The organism is Micromonospora sp. HM134 (assembly GCF_007833915.1).
Classification (GTDB): domain Bacteria; phylum Actinomycetota; class Actinomycetes; order Mycobacteriales; family Micromonosporaceae; genus Micromonospora; species Micromonospora wenchangensis.
Genome location: NZ_CP041061.1, coordinates 5,989,934 through 6,010,553 on the forward strand (window position 1 = coordinate 5,989,934; position 20,620 = coordinate 6,010,553).

Annotated in this window: 12 protein-coding genes and 2 rRNA genes; 6 read left to right on the forward strand and 8 right to left on the reverse strand. The window is 70.0% G+C overall.

The features are described from left to right. Positions 1 to 105: 105 nt before the first annotated feature. A complete protein-coding gene (gene ileS, locus FJK98_RS25880; RefSeq protein WP_145921313.1) occupies positions 106 to 3,252 on the reverse strand; it encodes an isoleucine--tRNA ligase in 3,147 nt (1,048 codons plus the stop codon). Positions 3,253 to 3,572: 320 nt separating this feature from the next. Here ileS and FJK98_RS25885 point away from each other — a divergent pair, with 320 nt between their 5' ends. From FJK98_RS25885 to FJK98_RS25895, 3 genes are read left to right on the forward strand one after another with little or no spacing between them, the layout of a single operon-like run. Next, positions 3,573 to 4,583 (forward strand): ABC transporter ATP-binding protein, encoded by a 1,011-nt coding sequence (locus tag FJK98_RS25885; RefSeq protein ID WP_145921314.1) that lies wholly within the window; start codon positions 3,573 to 3,575, stop codon positions 4,581 to 4,583. Then, on the forward strand, positions 4,580 to 5,350 hold the full coding sequence (locus FJK98_RS25890; RefSeq protein WP_240762353.1) for an ABC transporter permease: 771 nt from the start codon (positions 4,580 to 4,582) through the stop codon (positions 5,348 to 5,350). The genes FJK98_RS25885 and FJK98_RS25890 overlap by 4 nt, the downstream gene beginning before the upstream one ends. Positions 5,351 to 5,361: 11 nt before the next feature. Continuing rightward, positions 5,362 to 6,150: an ABC transporter permease gene (locus tag FJK98_RS25895; RefSeq protein ID WP_240762355.1), complete on the forward strand. Its 789-nt coding sequence runs from the start codon at positions 5,362 to 5,364 to the stop codon at positions 6,148 to 6,150. Between the two features lie 15 nt (positions 6,151 to 6,165). Here the strand turns inward: FJK98_RS25895 and FJK98_RS25900 are convergent, their stop codons facing one another. Beyond that, complete coding sequence (locus tag FJK98_RS25900) at positions 6,166 to 6,948, reverse strand: alpha/beta fold hydrolase (RefSeq protein ID WP_145921315.1); 783 nt, start codon at positions 6,946 to 6,948, stop codon at positions 6,166 to 6,168. A 142-nt stretch (positions 6,949 to 7,090) separates the two neighbouring features. On the opposite strand from FJK98_RS25900, the gene FJK98_RS25905 reads away from it, so the two are divergent. Further along, positions 7,091 to 9,535: a glycogen debranching N-terminal domain-containing protein gene (locus tag FJK98_RS25905; protein WP_168222551.1), complete on the forward strand. Its 2,445-nt coding sequence runs from the start codon at positions 7,091 to 7,093 to the stop codon at positions 9,533 to 9,535. A 60-nt stretch (positions 9,536 to 9,595) separates the two neighbouring features. Here the strand turns inward: FJK98_RS25905 and ndk are convergent, their stop codons facing one another. Continuing rightward, complete coding sequence (ndk, locus tag FJK98_RS25910; protein WP_145921317.1) at positions 9,596 to 10,021, reverse strand: nucleoside-diphosphate kinase; 426 nt, start codon at positions 10,019 to 10,021, stop codon at positions 9,596 to 9,598. Positions 10,022 to 10,162: 141 nt separating this feature from the next. Between ndk and FJK98_RS25915 the strand changes: the two genes are divergently transcribed. Beyond that, positions 10,163 to 11,560 (forward strand): VOC family protein, encoded by a 1,398-nt coding sequence (locus FJK98_RS25915; RefSeq protein WP_145921318.1) that lies wholly within the window; start codon positions 10,163 to 10,165, stop codon positions 11,558 to 11,560. A gap of 6 nt (positions 11,561 to 11,566) precedes the next feature. On the opposite strand, the gene FJK98_RS25920 is transcribed toward FJK98_RS25915, so the two are convergent. The 3 genes from FJK98_RS25920 to FJK98_RS25930 all read right to left on the reverse strand — a co-directional run bounded on the left by FJK98_RS25920 (position 11,567) and on the right by FJK98_RS25930 (position 16,043). After that, positions 11,567 to 12,064: a DUF4233 domain-containing protein gene (locus FJK98_RS25920; protein ID WP_145921319.1), complete on the reverse strand. Its 498-nt coding sequence runs from the start codon at positions 12,062 to 12,064 to the stop codon at positions 11,567 to 11,569. Beyond that, positions 12,061 to 13,332 (reverse strand): folylpolyglutamate synthase/dihydrofolate synthase family protein, encoded by a 1,272-nt coding sequence (locus tag FJK98_RS25925; protein ID WP_228544452.1) that lies wholly within the window; start codon positions 13,330 to 13,332, stop codon positions 12,061 to 12,063. Before FJK98_RS25925 ends, FJK98_RS25920 begins: the two co-directional genes overlap by 4 nt. A gap of 92 nt (positions 13,333 to 13,424) precedes the next feature. Further along, positions 13,425 to 16,043, reverse strand: a complete 2,619-nt coding sequence (locus tag FJK98_RS25930) for a valine--tRNA ligase (RefSeq protein WP_145921320.1) — start codon at positions 16,041 to 16,043, stop codon at positions 13,425 to 13,427. A gap of 69 nt (positions 16,044 to 16,112) precedes the next feature. Here FJK98_RS25930 and FJK98_RS25935 point away from each other — a divergent pair, with 69 nt between their 5' ends. After that, the gene (locus tag FJK98_RS25935; protein WP_145921321.1) at positions 16,113 to 16,796 is read left to right on the forward strand and encodes a hypothetical protein; all 684 of its coding nucleotides are present in this window, start codon (positions 16,113 to 16,115) and stop codon (positions 16,794 to 16,796) included. Positions 16,797 to 16,982: 186 nt separating this feature from the next. Here the strand turns inward: FJK98_RS25935 and rrf are convergent. Next, positions 16,983 to 17,099: ribosomal RNA gene (gene rrf, locus FJK98_RS25940) — 5S ribosomal RNA — on the reverse strand. Positions 17,100 to 17,192: 93 nt separating this feature from the next. After that, positions 17,193 to 20,302, reverse strand: a 23S ribosomal RNA gene (locus FJK98_RS25945). Between the last annotated feature and the right edge of the window lie 318 nt (positions 20,303 to 20,620).

A 20,620-nucleotide genomic window follows, 5' to 3' on the forward strand; every position in this document is an offset into this window, starting at 1 on the left:
GGACGGACGCCCGTGAAACCCAACGGGTGCACGCGCGTCCGCCTGCTGGATGGCGCGGCTGGCCGTGGGACCCCGGCCCGGTGGGTCGGGGTCCCACGGGCGACCTCACACCGGGCGGACGGTCACCGTCACCCGCTCGCCGTCGCCGACCTCACCGGTGAAGCCGTCGACGCCGTCGGCGAAGTCCACCGTGTCGGCGAGCACCTCCCGGGCCACGAACCCGGTGTACGCCGACACCGCCGCCCGGACCTGCTCGGAGGCCGCCACCGACACCACGATCCGGTCGGAGATGTCCAGGTCGGCGTCCCGGCGGGCCTGCTGCACGACCCGGACCACGTCCCGGGCCAGCCCCTCGGCGGCCAGTTCCGGGGTGACCTCGGTGTCGAGCACCACCACGCCCTCGCCACCGGGCAGCGGCGCGGAGTGCTCGGCGTCGGCGGCGACCAGGCGCAGCTCGTACTCGCCCTCGGCGAGGGTGACCCCGGCGGCGACCGGGGCGCCGTCGACCAGCTCCCACTCCCCTGCCTTGACCGCCCTGATCACCTGCTGCACCTGCTTGCCGACCCGTGGGCCGAGCGTCCGGGGCACCACCGTCAGCACCTGCTGGCAGTAGCTGGCGACCTCCGCCGAGAACGCCACCTCCTTGACGTTGACCTCGTCGGCGACCAGGTCGGCGAACGGCCGGAGCTGGTCGGCGACCGGCGAGGCCACGGTCAGCTTCGGCAGCGGCAGCCGGACCCGCAGCCCCTTGGCCTTGCGCAGCGACAGCGCCGCCGAGCAGACGTCCCGGGTGGCGTCCATCGCCGCGACCAGGTCGTGGTCGGCGGGCAGATCCTGCGCCGACGGCCAGTCGGTCAGGTGCACCGACCGCTCACCGGTCAGCCCGCGCCAGATCTCCTCGGCGGTCAGCGGGGCCAGCGGCGCCACCACCCGGCAGAGCGTCTCCAGCACCGTCCACAGGGTGTCGAACGCGTCGGCGTCACCCGACCAGAACCGGTCCCGGGAGCGCCGCACGTACCAGTTGGTCAGCGCGTCCAGGTAGGACCGGACGGTGCCGCACGCCCCGGAGATGTCGTACGCGTCCATCTGCGCGCCGACGGTCTCCACCAGTTCCCGGGTCTTGGCCAGCACGTACCGGTCGAGCAGGTGCGTGCTGTCCACCCGCCGCCGGGCGGTGTGCCCGTCGGCGTTGGCGTAGAGCGAGAAGAAGTACCAGACGTTCCACAGCGGCAGCAGCACCTGCCGGACGGCGTCGCGGATCGCCGGTTCGGTGACCGGCATGTCCCCGCCGCGCAGCACCGGCGAGGACATCAGCATCCAGCGCATCGCGTCCGAGCCGTACGCGTCGAAGACGTGGTAGACGTCCGGGTAGTTGCGCAGGCTCTTGGACATCTTGCGCCCGTCGGAGCCGAGCAGGATGCCGTGGCTGAGGCAGTTGCGGAACGCCGGCCTGTCGAACAGCGCGGTGGCCAGCACGTGCATGGTGTAGAACCAGCCCCGGGTCTGCCCGATGTACTCGACGATGAAGTCACCCGGGTAGTGGTGCTCGAACCAGTCCGCGTTCTCGAACGGGTAGTGCACCTGGGCGAAGGGCATCGAGCCGGACTCGAACCAGCAGTCCAGCACCTCCGGCACCCGACGCATCGTCGAGCGCCCGGTCGGGTCGTCCGGGTTGGGGCGGGTCAGGTCGTCCACCGCCGGCCGGTGCAGGTCGGTCAGGCGTACGCCGAAGTCCCGCTCGATGTCGGCCAGCGAACCGTAGACGTCGACCCGGGGGTAGGTCGGGTCGTCGGACTTCCACACCGGGATCGGCGAGCCCCAGAACCGGTTGCGGCTGATCGACCAGTCCCGGGCGTTGGCCAGCCACTTGCCGAACGAGCCGTCCTTGATGTGGCCGGGCGTCCAGTTGATCTGCTGGTTCAGCTCGACCATCCGGTCCTTGAACCGGGTCACCGCGACGAACCACGACGACACCGCCTTGTAGACCAGCGGGGTGTCGCAGCGCCAGCAGTGCGGGTACGAGTGGGTGTAGGTGTCCTGCCGCAGCACCACCCCCCGCTCCTTCAGCTCCCGGATCACCGGCTTGTTGACGTCGAAGACCTGCTCACCCTGGTACGGCGGGACCAGCGCGGTGAACCGGGTGTGGTCGTCGACGGTGACGATCGTGGGGATGCCGGCGGCGTTGCAGACGTTCTGGTCGTCCTCGCCGAACGCCGGGGCCAGGTGGACGATCCCGGTGCCGTCCTCGGTGGTGACGAAGTCCGCGCCGAGCACCTGGTAGGCGTTCTCCCCGGCCTGCTCGACGAGGAAGTCGAACAGCGGGGTGTAGCGGCGGCCGACCAGGTCCCGCCCGGACACGGTGCCGACCTGCTGGTAGCCCTCCAGCTCCTTGGCGTACGCGCCGAGCCGGGCCGCGCCGACGACGAACCGTTCGCCGTCGCGGTCGAGGACCGCATACTCGATGTCGGGGCCGACGGCGAGCGCCAGGTTCGACGGCAGGGTCCACGGCGTGGTGGTCCACACGCCCAGCTTCACCGGCCCGCGCAGCAGCTCCGGGGCGGACTCGTCGCCGGTCAGCCCGAACCACACGGTCAGTGTCGGGTCGTGCCGGTCGCGGTAGACGTCGTCCATCCGGGTCTCGGTGTTCGACAGCGGCGTCTCGCACCGCCAGCAGTACGCCAGCACCCGGAAGCCCTCGTAGACCAGGCCCTTGTCGTGCAGGGTCTTGAAGGCCCACATGACGCTTTCCATGTAGTCCAGGTCGAGGGTCTTGTAGTCGTTGGCGAAGTCGACCCAGCGGGCCTGCCGGGTGACGTACCGCTCCCAGTCCTGGGTGAACTCCAGCACCGAGGACCGGCACGCCTCGTTGAACCGGGCCACCCCCAGGTCGAGGATCTCCGCCTTGCTGGTGATGCCGAGCTGCTTCTCGGCCACCACCTCGGCGGGCAGGCCGTGGCAGTCCCAGCCGAAGCGCCGCTCGACGTGCCGGCCGCGCATGGTCTGGTAGCGCGGCACCACGTCCTTGACGTACCCGGTGAACAGGTGGCCGTAGTGCGGCAGGCCGTTGGCGAACGGCGGGCCGTCGTAGAAGACGTACTCGTTCTTGCCGTCGTCGCCGGCCGGCCGGGCCGTCACCGACGCCTCGAAGGTCTGGTCGGTGCGCCAGTGCTCCAGGACGCGGCGCTCGACGTCGGGCAGGTCCGGGCTCGCCGGGACGCCGGCGGCGGTCGGGTCGTGCAGCGGATAGCCCATCGGGGGTCGGTCTCCTCTGGCAGCTCACTGGTCTCGTGGTCTGCGAGGACGAGCCTGCGCCGGCACGCCGTCGTCGACGCCCCGGGCCGGGCCCGCGGTACCACCCCGCTTGGCGGTCAGGATCGACCGCCCGCTCGTTGGCCGGCTGTGACGGGCCGCCCCGTCCGGTTCTAGTCGGGCCCGCCGGGCCCTTTCTTCCGGAGGCTCACCGGTGATGGCCGGGTCGTCGCCTGTACCGGCAAGGATACTCGACCGCCGCGGGTCGCCGCCGCCGAGTAATGGGTGTGCGGGCGGCCGGGCCGACCCATAGATTCGCCGCCATGGGTGAGCACGCGATCGAGGCGGTGGGGCTGCACCGCAGCTACCGCAGCCGGACCGGCTGGTTACGACCACAGCGTCGGGAGGTGCACGCCGTCGCCGGGGTCGACCTCGCGGTGGGCCACGGTGAGCTGTTCGGCCTGCTCGGCCCGAACGGCGCCGGCAAGACCACCACCATCAAGCTGCTCAACACCCTGCTCGTCCCGACCGGGGGCGCGGCGCGGATCTGCGGCTTCGACGTGGTCCGGCAGACCCGGGAGGTGCGCCGTCGCATCGGGTACGTCTTCGGCGGCGACCGGGGCCTCTACGACCGGCTTTCCGCCCGGGACAACCTGCGCTACTTCGCCGAGTTGTACGGCGTACCGGGCCGGGAGCAGAAGCGCCGGATCGCCGAGCTGTTCGAGCTGGTCCGGTTGACCGGCCGGGAGGACGACCGGGTCGAGGGCTACTCCCGGGGGATGCGCCAGCGGCTGCACATCGCCCGGGGGCTGCTGCACCGGCCCCGGGTGCTGTTCCTCGACGAGCCGTCGATCGGGGTCGACCCGGTGGCGGCCCGGGAGCTGCGGCAGACCGTCGCCGACCTGGCCGCCACCGGCACCACCGTGTTGCTGACCACGCACTACATGGCCGAGGCCGACGAGTTGTGCGGCCGGATCGCGGTGATCGCGGGCGGCCGGATCCGGGCCCTGGGTACCCCCGCCGAGTTGCGCCACCACGCCGATGGCCGGCGGGTGCTGGAGGTGGAGGCGTACGGGGTGACCGACGGGCAGGTGGCGGCCATCCGGGCCCGGCCGGGCGTCCGCGAGGTGAGCCTGGCGGTGCACGGGGCGGCGCAGGTGCTCGGGGTGCAGTCCGACGCGGGGGTGGACGTGCAGGCCGACGTGCTGCGGGAGCTGAGCGGGGTACGGCTGGGCCGGGTGACCGCCCGGCAGCCCACCCTGGAGGACGCGTACGTGGCGATCGTCAACCGGGCGGCGGAGCCGACGCCGCTGGTCGGGCGGGTGCCGGCGTGAGCACCCTGCGGATGATCGCGGTCGGCGCGCTGCTGCACGTCAAGCAGCTCAGCCGTTCCCCGTTCGAGATCGCGATCGCGTTGTTCGTGCCGGTGGTGCAGGCGACCCTGGCGGTCTACCTGTTCCGGGCCGGTGGTGAGCCGGACCGGCTGCTGGAGGCGGCGGTGGGCGCGGGCCTGATGGGGGTCTGGTCGACGGTGCTGTTCGGCTCCGGCGGGGCGATCCAGAACCAGCGCTGGCAGGGCACCCTGGAGATGATCATGCTGGCGCCCCGCCCACCCGCGCTGGTGCTGCTGCCGGTCACCCTGGCCACCGGCGTCACCGGCACGTACGCGATGCTCGCCACGCTGGCCTGGGGCCGCCTGCTGTACGGCATCCCGCTCGACTTCGCCCACCCGGTGGCCTTCCCGGTGGCCGTCGCCGGCTGCATCGCCGGGCTGGGCATGTTCGGCCTGCTGCTGGCGTCCAGCTTCGTGCTGCTGCGGCACGCCAACGCGCTGGCGAACATGCTGGAGTACCCGATCTGGCTGGTCTCCGGGATGCTCGTGCCGGTCACCGCGCTGCCCGGCTGGACCGGGCCGGTCGCCGCCGTGCTGCCGACCACCTGGGGCGCCCGCGCGGTGCACGAGGCCGCGTCGGGCGGGCCGGTCTGGCCGGCGCTGGGTGTCTGCCTGGCGATCAGCCTGGCCTGCCTGGCCGCCGGCTGGGCCCTGATGACGTACGTCGAGCGCCGGGCCCGGGTCACCGCGACCCTGGCCCTGGCCTGAGGGAGGCACCGGTGGGCGCGCTGCTGCGGCTGGTCGGGGTGGGCGGGGTCATCGCCTACCGGGCCCTGTTCAACTGGACCACCCCGTCGATCTTCGTGGGCACCCTGCTGGTGGGGCCGCTGTTCCAGCTCTTCTTCTTCGCCTACCTGGGGCGGGAGTTCGGGGTCGCCGACGACCGGTTCTACGTCGTCGGCAACGCGGTGCTCACCGCCTCGCTGGCCTGCGTCTACGGCGGCACCATGGCGGTGGCCAACGAGCGGCGTTTCGGCACCCTCGGGCACGTGCTGCTCTCCCCGCGCAGCCGCACCGCCATCTTCCTCGGCCGGGTGCTGCCGTACGCCGGCAACGGCATGCTGATCGCGGCGAGCACGCTCACCGTGGCCGCGCTCCTGCTCGGCCTGCGGGTCCCGGCCACCGCCCTGCCCGGCCTGCTGCTGGCCCTGGCCACGGCCTCGCTGGCCTGCGGTTTCTTCGGGCTGACCCTGGGGGCACTGGGGTTGCGCTTCCGGGACGTCTTCCTGATCTCGAACGTGGCGGTGGCGCTGCTGCTGTTGTTCACCGGGGTGAACGTGCCGGCCGACAGCCTGCCGGCGGGCATCCGCGCGGTCGGCGCGGTGCTGCCGATCACCCACGCCGCCGACGCGGCCCGGCGGCTGGCCGGCGGCAGCCCGCTGGGCGACGTCCTGCCGGCGATCGGCCTCGAACTGGCCGTCGGGGTCGGCTACGCCGCGCTGGCCGCCGGACTGTTGACGGTCTTCGAGGCGGAGTCCCGTCGCCGCGCCTCGCTGGACACCTTGTGAGGCGGTGCGGCCGCTCTAGTCGGTGACCTCCAGGTAGCGGTCGAGCATCGCGTCGACCTGCGCCGGCACCTGGAGCTGCACGAAGTGCCCGGAACCCACGGTCTGCCCGATGAACGCCTGCGGGGCGAGTTCGGCCAGCCGGGCGTAGTCGGCGAACGGGGCGTTGCTGCCCACGAAGAGCAGCGGACGGTCCCAGCGGCCCAGTGCGGCCACGTCCCCCTCGGCGGCGATCCAGTCGGCCAGCCCGGCGATCGGCGCGTACGCCACCTCGGTCGACGGCCGGGCGGTGGCCGCCACCACCCGCTCCACCAGGCGCGGGTCGGAGTACGGCGGGAAGTACGACCGGACGATGGACTCCCGGACCGCGCCCGAGGTGTCGTCCCGCAGCGACGCCGCCACCTGGGCGATCGCGGCGGCGGAACCGGGTGGCCCGGCCACCGCCGAGTCGAGCAGCCCCAGCCCGGTGAACCGGTCCCGGTCCCCGGCGGCGGCCTCAAGCGACCAGACCCCGCCCAGGCTGTGTCCGAGCACGAAGACCCGGCGCAGGTCGAGCGCGCCGGCGAAGGCCCGCAGGTGGCCGGCCATCGCGGTGACCCCGTAGCCGTCGGCCGGGGGTGGGCTGGCCCCGTGCCCCGGCATGTCGACGGCGATCACCCGGGCCTGGCGGGTGGCCAGGTGCCGGGCCAGGGGTGCCATGAAGTCGTGGTCGCAGCACCAGCCGTGCACCAGCAGGAAGGTGCCCCGCCGGCCGTGCCCGTACGTCCAGTACCGCATCCCGGCGGCCGTCTGCCCGTCCATCGTCGAACCCTCCCCGGCGTTTTCGCAGGTAGTGGCGTTCTTCCACTTAAGCGCGCCCCGTCGGTTCCGGCACGGCGTATTGTTCCTTTTGGCACGCCTGGACCTTTTTGGGGTGGGCGCAGCGGTGGGACGGGAGCGGACCGTGGACGAGCGGATCGACGAGTTCTTCGCCGCCCTGGTCGCCGACTGCCGGGGCCGGTTGCCCGTCGCCCCCACCGGACTGCTCCGCTTCGACGTCGTCGCCGAGGACGGCGAGGCCGCCACCTGGTACGTCCGGCTCGCCGGCGCGCAGACCCGGGTCACCCGCACCGGCGAACACCCCGACTGCACGGTGGAGGTCCGGCCGGAGGCGTTCGTCCGGCTGCTGGCCGGCCGGGACAACATGGTGTCGATGCTGCTGCGCGGCGACGTCTCGGTCGCCGGCGACCTGGCGCTGCTGTTCACCTTCCGACGGCTGCTGCCGGGCACCGCCGACAGCGTCGGCACCGAACCCGCCGCCGAACTGGTCCCCCACACCGCCCCCGGCGTCGTCGGGCTGCACGAGGTCACCAGCGTCTTCGCCGGCAACATGTTCATGATCAGCGAGAAGAACGGGGACGTGCTGGCCACGCCGACCTCCCCGCTCGGGCTCTTCTCCTTCGACACCCGGTTCCTGTCCACCTGGCGGCTGACCATCAACACCGAATCCCTCTCGGTGCTCTCCGTCGACGACGTCGCCACCTACGAGGCGAAGTTCGGGCTGGTCCCCGGGGAACCCACGCACTACGTCAACGCCACCACCTCCGTGCTGCGGCACCGTTGGGTCGGTCCGGAGTACGAGGAAGAGATCACCCTGTTCAACTTCGCGCCGGAACCGGTGCGCTACGTCGTCCGGCTCGACGCGGGCGCGGACTTCGCCGAGGTGCTGGAGGTCCGCGACGGCTTCAAGCGGGCCCGGCCGGTCACCGCCACCATCGCCGACGACGCGCTACGGCTGCACTACAAGCGGGCCGGCCTGCACCGGGAGACGGTGATCACCGCCAGCACACCGGCCACGCTCGACGAGCACGGCCTGACCTGGACGTTCACCGTCGAACCCCACGGCACCTGGTCCACCCGGCTACGGGTGCTGGCCCTCCTGCGCGACCTGCACCGCCGTGACCTGCGGGAACGACTGACCAGCTCGGTGGGCCGCAGCCAGCACCAGCGGGGCCGGGACATCACCGCCCGCACCGCCGGGGTGCCCCGGCTGCGCGCCGACCACAAACCCCTCCAGCAGGCGTACGAGTACGGCGTCCGGGACCTGGCCGCGCTGCACTACCCCGGGCTGAACTTCGAGACCGCGCTGCCCGCCACCGGGCTGCCCTGGTCGATGGCGCTGCTCGGCCGGGAAAGCCTGATCAGCAGCTTCCAGGCGCTGCCCTTCATGCCCGAACGGGCGGTCAACACGCTGCGCATCCTGGCGCTGAGCCAGGGCGTCCGGCACGACCCGTTCCGCGGCGAACAACCCGGCAAGATCGTCCAGGAGAGCCGGTACGGCGACTCCGGCGCGTTCAACGATACCCCGGAGTCGGCCAGCTTCAGCGCGGCCGACACCACCGCCGCCTTCGTCATCCTGCTCGACGAGTACGAACGCTGGACCGGCGACGCGGAACTGGTACGCCGGTTCGAGTTCGAGATCCGGGCCGCCATCGGCTGGCTCGACCACGACGCGGACCGGGCCGGCAGCGGCTACGTCTGGTCCACCCAGCGCCCGACCCGCACCGGGCCGCAGAACGAGAGCTGGCGCAACTCCGCCGACGCGATCTGCTTCGACGACGGCCGCCCACCCACCTATCCCCTGGCGATCTGCGAGATCCAGGGGTACGCCTTCGAGGCCCGCCGCCGGGCCGCCCGGATGGCCCGCCGGTTCTGGGACGATCCCGCCTGGGCCGACCGGCTCGAACGCGACGCCGCCCGGCTGCGGGAGCGGTTCGACCGGGACTTCTGGCTGCCCGACCGGGGCCACTACGCGGTGGCGGTGCAGTTCGACGGCGTCCCGCTGGACTCCCTCACGTCCAACATGGGGCAGTTGCTGTGCACCGGCATCGTCGCCCCGCACCGCGCCGAGCAGATGGTGGCGCACCTGATGTCCCCGGCGCTGTACTCCGGCTGGGGCATCCGCACCCTGGCCAGCACGGCGGCCGACTACAACCCGCTGGGCCACCACACCGGCGCGGTCTGGCCCTGGGAGAACTCGCTGATCGCCTGGGGGCTGCGCCGGGCCGGGTTCCGGGCGCAGGCCGCCCGGGTCGCCACCGGGCTGCTCGACGCCGCCCGGCACTTCCAGGGCCGGCTGCCGGCGTACATCACCGGCTACGACCGGGCCACCACCCACGTCCCCGTCCCGCACGGGTTCACCGACAGCCCGTACGCGCCGTCGGCCGGAGCGCCCCTGATGCTGCTGCGCGCGCTGCTCGGGCTCGAACCGTACGAGGACCATCTCGCCGTCGACGCCGCGGTCCCCGAGGACCTGGGCCAGATCGAACTGCTCGACATCAAGGGCCGCTGGGGGTACGCCGACGCGCTCGGCCGGGGCCGCCCGTTCCGCGACCGCCCCGTCCCCTAGCGTCCCCCGCGTCCCACGGCCCGGGTGGGCCCGCCGGCGCCCGCCCGGGTCAGCGCGGGCTCAGCCCAGGGTGGGGAACCACAGGGTGATCTCGCGCTTGGCGCTGTCGGTGGAGTCCGAGGCGTGCACCAGGTTCTCCCGGTTCGACAGCGACAGGTCGCCCCGGATCGTGCCGGCGGCGGCCTTCCGCCCGTCGGTGCTGCCGATCATCGCCCGGACCACCTCGATCACCTGGTCGCCGGAGAGCACCAGCGACACCAGCGGCCCACTGGTCATGAACTTCTTCAGCGGCGGGTAGAACGGCTTGTCCACGTGCTCGGCGTAGTGCTGGTCGGCGAACCCGCCGTCCAGCGTCCGGATCTCCAGCGCGTCGATCCGCAGGCCCTTGCGCTCGAAGCGGGAGATGATCTCGCCGACCAGGCCACGGCGCACCGCGTCGGGCTTGATCAGTACGAGGGTGCGCTCATCCGGGCTGCTGCTGGACACGCTGGGTTCCTCCTGTGCGCACAAGGCGGTTCGGCTGGGTACGGTCAGCCTAGCGACCCGGTCCCGGCACCGGCGCGGCGGCTGCTCTTTCCCTCGGTCGCCGCGCGGCCTAGCCTGGCTCTGACCCCTGGGAGGTCCACTGTGGCGAATGGCGGGAACCGCACCATCGCGCCGGTACGCAAGCTGATCGCCGCGGTGCTCGGCACCGTGGCGGCCTTCGTCGTCCTGTTCGGGCTGGGCATGACCAGCTGGGCCATCGTCGCGCTGGGCGTGGCGCTGGTCGTGCTCGCCGTCGCCCTGGGCACCGTGCGCGGCGGCGGACGCACCTGGGTGGTCGGCGTCGGTCACGTGCACAGCGCCTCCGAGCCCCCCACCCAGTACGCCTTCGGCCGGTGCGAACTCCAGTTGGTGATCGACGCGCCGGGCCTGCCGCCCCGGTCCAAGAAGATCATCGAGCCCCGGGTGCCGGTGGCGAAGTGGCCGTCGCTCGGGCAGACCCTGCCGATCCGGGTGGCCCTGGACGACCAGCGGCACGTCCGCGTCCTCTGGGACGAGGTGCCGACCCACACCGAGGCCGCCGCGGGCGTGACCGACCTGCCCCCGGAGTACGCCGACGCCGAGCCGCTCGACGACCTGCTGATCCAGCAGGAGGCCCCGCCGTGGGCGGGCCGGACGGCCGACGACGACTTCCACGACGAGTTCCGGGACGACCTGCGTGACCCGCCGCCCGCCGACCCGGTCCGGTCCGACCCGCTGCGCCCGGAGCCGCCGCACCCGGACCCGGTCCGGGCCGAGCCGCTGCGCGACGACGTGGAGGTGCTGACCGACGAGCGGGAGCCGGTGGTGGTGCACCAGCGGCCGGGCGGCCCGGTGGTGCTGGAGGGCACCCTGGTCGAGCAGCCGACGACCGGCCAACTCCCCCGCCGGGCCACCGCCCCCACGGCCGCCGCCGGCACCGCCTCGACGGCCGCCGCCGCTGCGCCCACGGCCGCGCCCGCCCCCCGGCCGCCCGCCGAGGAACGGTTCGACGCGCCGATCCTCGACCCGGTCGACGTCCCGCTGGACGCGCCCACCACCGGCGACGGCCGGCTCGACCCCGACCTGGACGAGGCGATCTTCGGGTACGACCCGGCCGCCGCGACCGCCGGGGGCGACGATGCGGCCGGCCCGATCAGCGGCGTCGGGCTGACCCTGCTGGTCACCGACCTGTCCCGCTCCCTGGACTTCTACCGGGACCTCGGCTTCGAGGAGTTCGACCGGGGCTCCGGCAACGCGGTGCTCGCCTCCGGGCAGACCCGGCTGGTGCTGCGCGAGGTGACCGGGGCCGCCCCGATCAGCCGCCGGCTGGTCCACGTCAACCTGGAGGTCGACGACATCGAGGCGGCGTACCGGCGGCTCAAGGACACCGGTGTCCGGTTCACCTACGCGCCCCGGGTGGTCAACCGGGGCACCAAGCTGGAGGTGTGGGCCGCCGCATTCCGGGACCCGGACGGGCACGGCATCGCGCTGACCCAGTGGCGGGAACGCGCCGAGGCGTGACCCGGCTCAGCCGAGGATGACCCGCCGCACGTGCAACGCGTACGCCCAGACCAGGGCGAAGATGACCCCGAGCCCGAACAGCGACCAGTGCAGCAGGCCGGCGAGCAGCAGCAGCCCCTGGAGCACGGTGCCCGCCGACCAGGCCCACGGGCGGCGCATCAGGCCGGCCAGCAGCACCGCCGCCACGGCCAGCGCCACGGTGGCCGCGATCGCCGCCCCACCGAAGTGCCCCCCGACCAGCCGGATCGGCTGGATCGCCAGCAGCAGCACCAACGCCTCCAGGCCGAGCGTCCCGGCCCCGAGGCCCCGGACGGCCGCCTCGGGGTTGCGCAGTCCGGAACGCCGCCCGGCCGAGCCGCCGCCCTCGACCGGGCCGGCGTCCTGCGCCGGTCCCGTGTCCTGCGCCGGGGCGGTGCGGTCGGGCACTCCGGTGCTCCCGGCCAGTTCCGGGTGGTCGGCAGGGCGGCGGTCTGCGTCCGGCCGGTCCGGGGTCGGGCCGGTCATCGCTTCAGCAGCCGTCGGGCGTCGGCCACCGTCACCACCGAGCCGGTGACCAGCACCCCCACCCCGGCCAGCTCCCCCGGGACGTCGTACTCGGCCTCGGCGACGGCCGCCTCGATGGCGTCCGGCATCGCGGCGGCCACCTGCACCCGGTCCGGGCCGAAGACCTCCCGGGCCAGCTCGGCCAACTCGTCGGCGGGCATCGCCCGGGGCGAGCTGTTGCGGGTGACGACGAGCGAGTCGAGCACCGGCTCCAGCAGCTCCAGCAGCCCGGCCGCGTCCTTGTCGCCGAGCACGGCGAGCACCCCGACCAGCTTGCTGAACGCGAACTCCTCCTGGAGCGCGGTGACCGTGGCGGCCATCCCGTGCGGGTTGTGCGCCCCGTCCAGCAGCACCGTCGGGGCGTTGCGCACCTTCTCCAGCCGGCCCGGGGAGCTGGTCGCGGCGAACCCCTCCCGGACGGCCTCGACGTCGAGCTGCCGCTTGGCCCCGGCCCCGAGGAACGCCTCGACGGCGGCCAGCGCCACCGCCGCGTTCTGTGCCTGGTGTGCACCGTGCAGCGGGAGGAACACCTCGTCGTACACCCCGCCGAGGCCCTGGAGGGTCAACACCTGGCCGCCGACGGCGACCGCCCGGCGCAGCACCCCGAATTCCGCGCCCTCACGGGCGACCGTGGCGCCGACCTCGGCGCACCGTTCCAGGATCGGCCGGGCCGCCTCCTCCTCCTGGGCGGCGGCGATCACCGTCGCGCCGGAGTGGATGATGCCGGCCTTGTGCAGGGCGATGTCCTCCAGGGTGTCGCCGAGCCACTCGGTGTGGTCCAGCCCGATCGGGGTGAGCACCGCCACCCCGGCCTGGAGCACGTTGGTGGAGTCCTCGGCCCCGCCCAGCCCCACCTCCACCACGGCCACGTCGACCGGCGCGTCGGCGAACGTGGCGAACGCCAACGCGGTGGTCAGGTCGAAGTAGGTCAGCGGCTCGGCCGACCGCTGGTCGACCAGGTCGGCCAGCGGCTTCACCTCGCGGTAGGTGGCGACGAAACGTTGCTCGTCGACCGGTTCCCCGTCCAGGCTGATCCGCTCCCGGACGGTCTCCAGGTGCGGGCTGGTGTAGCGGCCGGTGTGCAGGCCGAAGGCCCGCAGCAGCGAGTCGATCATCCGGGCCGTGGACGTCTTGCCGTTCGTCCCGGTCAGGTGGATCGACGGGTACGCCCGCTGCGGGCTGCCGAGCAGGTCGAGCAGCGACTCGATGCGGTCCAGCGCGAAGTGCATCCGGGTGAACCCGCGCGCCGCCAACTCCGCGTCGACGGCGGCGAACTCACCGCGACCCACGCCGGACCGGCTGGGCTGATCGGTACGGTCGGTCACGACGGAAGCGCCTCCAGAGCGGCGTCGATGCGGACCAGGTCGGCCTCGGCCACCGCCAACCGGTCGCGGATCTTGGCGACCACCGGCTCGGGCGCCTTCCCGACGAACGCCGGGTTGTCGAGCTTCGCGCGGGCCTGCGCGACCTCCTTCTCGGCACTCGCCCGGTCCTTGGTGAGCCGGGCCCGCTCGGCGGCCACATCGATCGACCCCCGGGTGTCCAGCGCCACGCTGACCTCGCCGGGCATGGCGAGGGTGGCGCTGGCCTGGAAGTCGTCGGCCGGGGCGTCCAGCCGGGCCAGCGAACGGATCAGCGGCTCGTGCGCCGCGATGTCCGCGCCGGCCAGCCCGTTCAGCCGGGCGGCCACCCGCTGGGTGGGTCGCAGCCCCTGGTCGGAGCGGAACCGCCGGATCTCGGTCACCACCCGCTGGACGGTGCCGACCTCGCGCTCCGCGGCGTCGTCCACCAGCGTACGGTCGGCGACCGGCCAGGCCGCCGTCATCACCGTCTCGCCCCCGGTCAGCGCCGTCCACAGCTCCTCGGTGACGAACGGGACCACCGGGTGCAGCAGCCGCAGCAGCTGGTCCAGCACGTGCCCGAGCACCCGGCGGGTGGCGTCGGCGGCCGGCCCGCCGGCGGCGAGCACCGGCTTGCCCAGCTCCACGTACCAGTCGCAGACGTCGTCCCAGGCGAAGTGGTAGAGCAGGTCGCACACCTTCGCGAACTCGTACGCCTCGAACTGCTCGTCCACCTCGGCGGTGACGTGCGCCAGCCGGGACAGGATCCACCTGTCGACGGTCGAGAGCCGGTCGGCCGCCGGCAGCGGACCCTCGGTGTGCGCGCCGTTGAGCAGCGCGAACCGGGTGGCGTTCCACAGCTTGTTGCAGAAGTTGCGGGAGCCCTGGCACCACTCCTCGCTGACCGGCACGTCCCCGCCCGGGTTCGCGCCCCGGGCCAGGGTGAACCGGGTCGCGTCGGCACCGTAACGCTCGACCCAGTCCAGCGGGTCGACCACGTTGCCGAACGACTTCGACATCTTCTTGCCGTACTGGTCGCGGACCATGCCGTGCAGGGCGACCGTGTCGAACGGCTGCCGGCCGTCCATCGCGTACAGGCCGAACATCATCATCCGGGCGACCCAGAAGAAGAGGATGTCGTAGCCGGTGACCAGCACGCTCGTCGGGTAGAACTTGGCCAGGTCCGGGGTCTGTTCCGGCCAGCCGAGGGTGGAGAACGGCCACAGGCCGCTGGAGAACCAGGTGTCCAGGACGTCCTCGTCCTGGACCCAGCCGTCGCCGGTGGGGGGCGTCTCGTCCGGGCCGACGCAGACGATCTCGCCCGCCGGGCCGTACCAGACCGGGATGCGGTGCCCCCACCACAGCTGCCGGGAGATGCACCAGTCGTGCATGTTGTCGACCCAGGCGAAGTAGCGCTTTGCCAACTCGGCCGGCTCGATCTTCACCCGGCCGTCGCGCACCGCGTCGCCGGCCGCCTTCGCCAGCGGGGCGGTGTTGACGAACCACTGCAACGACAGCCGCGGCTCGACCGTGGTACGGCACCGCGAGCAGTGCCCCACCGCGTGCACGTACGGCCGCTTCTCGGCCACGACCCGGCCCTGCTCGCGCAGCGCCGCCACGATCGCCGGGCGGGCCTCGTACCGGTCCAGGCCCTGGAACGGGCCGGGCGCGGTGATGACGCCCCGCTCGTCCATGATCGTCAGGGCGGGCAGGTCGTGCCGCTGGCCGATCTCGAAGTCGTTGGGGTCGTGCGCCGGAGTGACCTTGACCATGCCGGTGCCGAACGCCGGGTCGACGTGCTCGTCGGCGACGATCGGGATACGCCGGCCGGTCAACGGCACCTCGACCTCGGTGCCGATCAGGTGCCGGTAGCGCTCGTCGTCGGGGTGCACGGCCACGGCGGTGTCCCCGAGCATGGTCTCGGCCCGGGTGGTGGCGACGACCACGTCGTCGCTGTACCGGATCGAGACCAGCTCACCCTCGTCGTCCGTGTGCTCCACCTCGATGTCCGACAGGGCGGTCAGGCAGCGCGGACACCAGTTGATGATCCGGTTGGCCCGGTAGATCAGGCCGTCGTCGTAGAGCTTCTTGAACATGGTCTGCACGGCCCGGGACAGGCCCTCGTCCATGGTGAAGCGTTCCCGGTCCCAGTCGACCGAGTCGCCGAGCCGGCGCATCTGGCCGAGGATCGCGCCGCCGGACTCGGCCTTCCACTGCCAGACCCGCTCGACGAACGTCTCCCGACCGAGGTCGTGCCGGGACAGCCCCTCACCCGCGAGCTGCCGCTCCACCACGTTCTGGGTGGCGATGCCGGCGTGGTCCGTGCCGGGCAGCCAGAGCGCCTCGTACCCCTGCATCCGCTTGCGGCGCACCAGCGAGTCCTGGACGGTGTGGTCCAGGGCGTGGCCCATGTGCAGCACACCGGTGACGTTCGGTGGGGGGATCACGATGGTGAACGGGGGCTTGTCACTCTGCGCCGACGCCCGGAAGTGGCCGGCGGCTACCCACTGCTCGTACCGTCGCTGCTCTACCTCGCCGGGCTGGTACTGGCCGGCAAGGGTAGGGGCGTCGGGGCGTCGGGCATCCAGTCTCTCGGTCACCCGGAAAGTCTACGGAGCGCTTCGGCGGACCCGACGTGCGCCACCGGTCATTCGCGTACGGTGGCGAACATGTCCGACGCACATCTCACCGAGCGTCAGCTCATCGAGGGTCCCGAACCGGTCGAGCTGACCGACGAGCCGATCCGGTTGAGCACCCACGACCCGGAGCAGAACCCGCAGGGGCGGGGTCCGGTGTCCCGACGCCGGCGGATCGCGCTGACCGTCGCTCTCGTGGTCGGCCTCGTCGGCGCCGCCGCGCTCGGCACCGCGGGCTGGCGCATCGCACAGGAGAAGGACGTCCGGCTGGACGCGCCCGGCCACCTCGCCGGTCTCACCCGCGACGACTCCGACCGGGCCCGCAGCACCGCCGACTACCTGCGTAGCGGATTCGCCGCCGACATCGACCTGGACCGCAGCATCGGTACGGTCTACCGCGACCCGGCCGACGAGAAGCGGGTCGTGCTGTTCTTCGGTGGCACCACCCTGCTCTGGCAGCCGGAACGCGACCTGGACAGCCTGTTCCGGTTGATGGCCGACGAGACCGGCCGGGTGACCGAAGTCCGTACGGTCCCCGCCGGCAAGTACGGCGGCGTGATGAAGTGCGGTCGGACCAGCGGCGACGGCGGCGACTTCGCGATCTGCGGCTGGGCCGACCACGGCAGCGTGGCGATGGGCATGTTCGCCAACCGTTCCGTCGACGAGTCGGCCGGCCTCTTCCGCCAGCTCCGCGAAGGCATCCAGACCCGGGACTGACCCCCGTCGGCCTCGCTGAGCGTGCCATATCGGCGATGTTGCGCTGTCCCCGCCGACGGATCACCGCCATATCACCACCCGAGCGGCTTCCTGCGGTGGCTATCCCGGGAGCAGTTCCGGGATGTGTGGGTGGGTATAGCAGTTGAGGCCGACCCCCTAAGGGGGTCGGCCTCGACTGGAAAGGTTGTCCGGCGGTGTCCTACTCTCCCACACCCTCCCGAGTGCAGTACCATCGGCGCTGGAGGGCTTAGCTTCCGGGTTCGGAATGTGACCGGGCGTTTCCCCTCCGCCATGACCGCCGTAACACTATGAACATATCAAACAACACACACACCCACACTGTGGGGGGTTGTTTGGTGTTTGTTCAGAGTTGCACAGTGGACGCGTAGCAGCCTTGTTATCAAGTCCTCGGCCTATTAGTACCGGTCAACTGAACCCGTTACCGAGCTTACATTTCCGGCCTATCAACCCAGTCGTCTAGCTGGGGGCCTTACCCCCACAAAGTGGGGTGGGATACCTCATCTTGAAGCAGGCTTCCCGCTTAGATGCTTTCAGCGGTTATCCCTTCCGAACGTAGCTAACCAGCCGTGCCCCTGGCGGGACAACTGGCACACCAGAGGTTCGTCCGTCCCGGTCCTCTCGTACTAGGGACAGCCCTTCTCAAGTATCCTACGCGCACGGCGGATAGGGACCGAACTGTCTCACGACGTTCTAAACCCAGCTCGCGTACCGCTTTAATGGGCGAACAGCCCAACCCTTGGGACCTGCTACAGCCCCAGGATGCGACGAGCCGACATCGAGGTGCCAAACCATCCCGTCGATATGGACTCTTGGGGAAGATCAGCCTGTTATCCCCGGGGTACCTTTTATCCGTTGAGCGACACCGCTTCCACACGCAAGTGCCGGATCACTAGTCCCGACTTTCGTCCCTGCTCGACCTGTCAGTCTCACAGTCAAGCTCCCTTGTGCACTTGCACTCAACACCTGATTGCCAACCAGGCTGAGGGAACCTTTGGGCGCCTCCGTTACCCTTTAGGAGGCAACCGCCCCAGTTAAACTACCCACCAGACACTGTCCCTGAACCGGATAACGGTCCGAAGTTAGATACCCAAATCAACCAGAGTGGTATTTCAAGATTGCCTCCACCCATACTGGCGTACAGGTTTCACCGGCTCCCACCTATCCTACACAAGCCCATTCAGATACCAATGTCAAGCTATAGTAAAGGTCCCGGGGTCTTTCCGTCCTGCCGCGCGTAACGAGCATCTTTACTCGTACTGCAATTTCGCCGGGCCTGTGGTTGAGACAGTGGGGAAGTCGTTACGCCATTCGTGCAGGTCGGAACTTACCCGACAAGGAATTTCGCTACCTTAGGATGGTTATAGTTACCACCGCCGTTTACTGGCGCTTAAGTTCTCCGCTTCGCCCCAAAGAGCTAACAGGTCCCCTTAACGTTCCAGCACCGGGCAGGCGTCAGTCCATATACATCGAATTACTTCTTCGCATGGACCTGTGTTTTTAGTAAACAGTCGCTTCCCCCTGCTCTCTGCGGCCATACAACGCTCCACCCGCACGGGGCTTCACGTCTCCGGCCCCCCTTCTCCCTAAGTTACGGGGGCAATTTGCCGAGTTCCTTAACCACAGTTCGCCCGATCGCCTCGGTATTCTCTACCTGACCACCTGTGTCGGTTTGGGGTACGGGCCGCTCGAAACTCGCTAGAGGCTTTTCTCGGCAGCATAGGATCACTGACTTCACCTGAATCGGCTCGGCATCACGTCTCAGCCCCATGACATGCGGATTTGCCTACATGTCGGCCTACACGCTTACCCCGGCACAACCACCGGCCGGGCTCAGCTACCTTCCTGCGTCACCCCATCGCTTGACTACTACCCGCCAGGTTCCCACGCTCCCCAACATCCGTCCGAAGACATCAGCCAGCTCGGGTGGTTAGCACAACGAGGTTCATCACGGGCGCTCCTTCGCGGGTACGGGAATATCAACCCGTTGTCCATCGACTACGCCTCTCGGCCTCGCCTTAGGTCCCGACTCACCCAGGGCGGATTAGCCTGGCCCTGGAACCCTTGGTCATCCGGCGGAAGGGTTTCTCACCCTTCTTTCGCTACTCATGCCTGCATTCTCACTCGTGCCGCGTCCACAACTAGGTCACCCCGCTGCTTCACCCCCGGCACGACGCTCCCCTACCCATCCACACACCTGCACAAGGAATCACGTCCAAGCGAGATTAAAATGTGAATGCCACAGCTTCGGCGGTGTGCTTGAGCCCCGCTACATTGTCGGCGCGGAACCACTTGACCAGTGAGCTATTACGCACTCTTTAAAGGGTGGCTGCTTCTAAGCCAACCTCCTGGTTGTCTATGCGACCCCACATCCTTTTCCACTTAGCACACGCTTAGGGGCCTTAGCTGGTGATCTGGGCTGTTTCCCTCTCGACTACGAAGCTTATCCCCCGCAGTCTCACTGCCGCGCTCTCACTTACCGGCATTCGGAGTTTGGCTGATTTCGGTAAGCTTGTAGGCCCCCTAGACCATCCAGTGCTCTACCTCCGGCAAGAAACACACGACGCTGCACCTAAATGCATTTCGGGGAGAACCAGCTATCACGGAGTTTGATTGGCCTTTCACCCCTAACCACAGATCATCCCCCAACTTTTCAACGTTGGTGGGTTCGGCCCTCCACGCGGTCTTACCCGCGCTTCAGCCTGCCCATGGCTAGATCACTCCGCTTCGGGTCTAGAACATGCGACTCAAACGCCCTCTTCAGACTCGCTTTCGCTACGGCTCCCCCACACGGGTTAACCTCGCCACATGCCACTAACTCGCAGGCTCATTCTTCAAAAGGCACGCCGTCACCCCGCAAGGCTCCGACGGATTGTAGGCGAACGGTTTCAGGTACTATTTCACTCCCCTCCCGGGGTACTTTTCACCATTCCCTCACGGTACTCGTCCGCTATCGGTCACCAGGAAGTATTTAGGCTTACCAGGTGGTCCTGGCAGATTCACGGCAGATTACAGGAGTCCGCCGCTACTCGGGAACACCCACAGAAGATCAGCAACTTTCACCTACCGGACTCTCACCGACTACGGTTGGCTTTTCCACACCATTCGGCTAGCCACTGACTTTATAACTCCTCGAACAAGTGTCAGCTCGTTCAGCAGGGTCCCACAACCCCGACCACGCAACCCCTGACAGGTATCACACGCAACCGGTTTAGCCTCAATCCGCTTTCGCTCGCCACTACTCACGGAATCACTAAATTGTTTTCTCTTCCTACGGGTACTGAGATGTTTCACTTCCCCGCGTTCCCCCCACACACCCTATGTGTTCAGGTGCGGGTGACACCACATGACTGGTGCCAGGTTTCCCCATTCGGACACCCTGGGATCACAGCTTGGTTGACAGCTCCCCCAGGCCTATCGCGGCCTCCCACGTCCTTCATCGGCTCCTGGTGCCAAGGCATCCACCGTTCGCCCTTGACAACTTGACCACAAAGATGCTCGCGTCCACTGTGCAATTCTCAACAAACAACCAACCCACAACCCCACAGCCCCACACCAGCAACCCCAACAGGGACCCGGTATGCGAGGCCAGGCCATGCCTGGCAGACCACCGAAGCTCACGCTCCAGAACAGTCCTCCGAAAAAACAACCTCAGGTTGTTCCTTCAGGACCCAACAGGGTGCTATACGCTCCTACCCAGCCGCACCAGAAGGAACCGTTCCCACCACCCCGAAGAGCAGCTGTACTAGGTATCCCGGCCGTTGCCGGACACAAACTCGCCAGTGTCTCCGCCATCTGAGCACCCC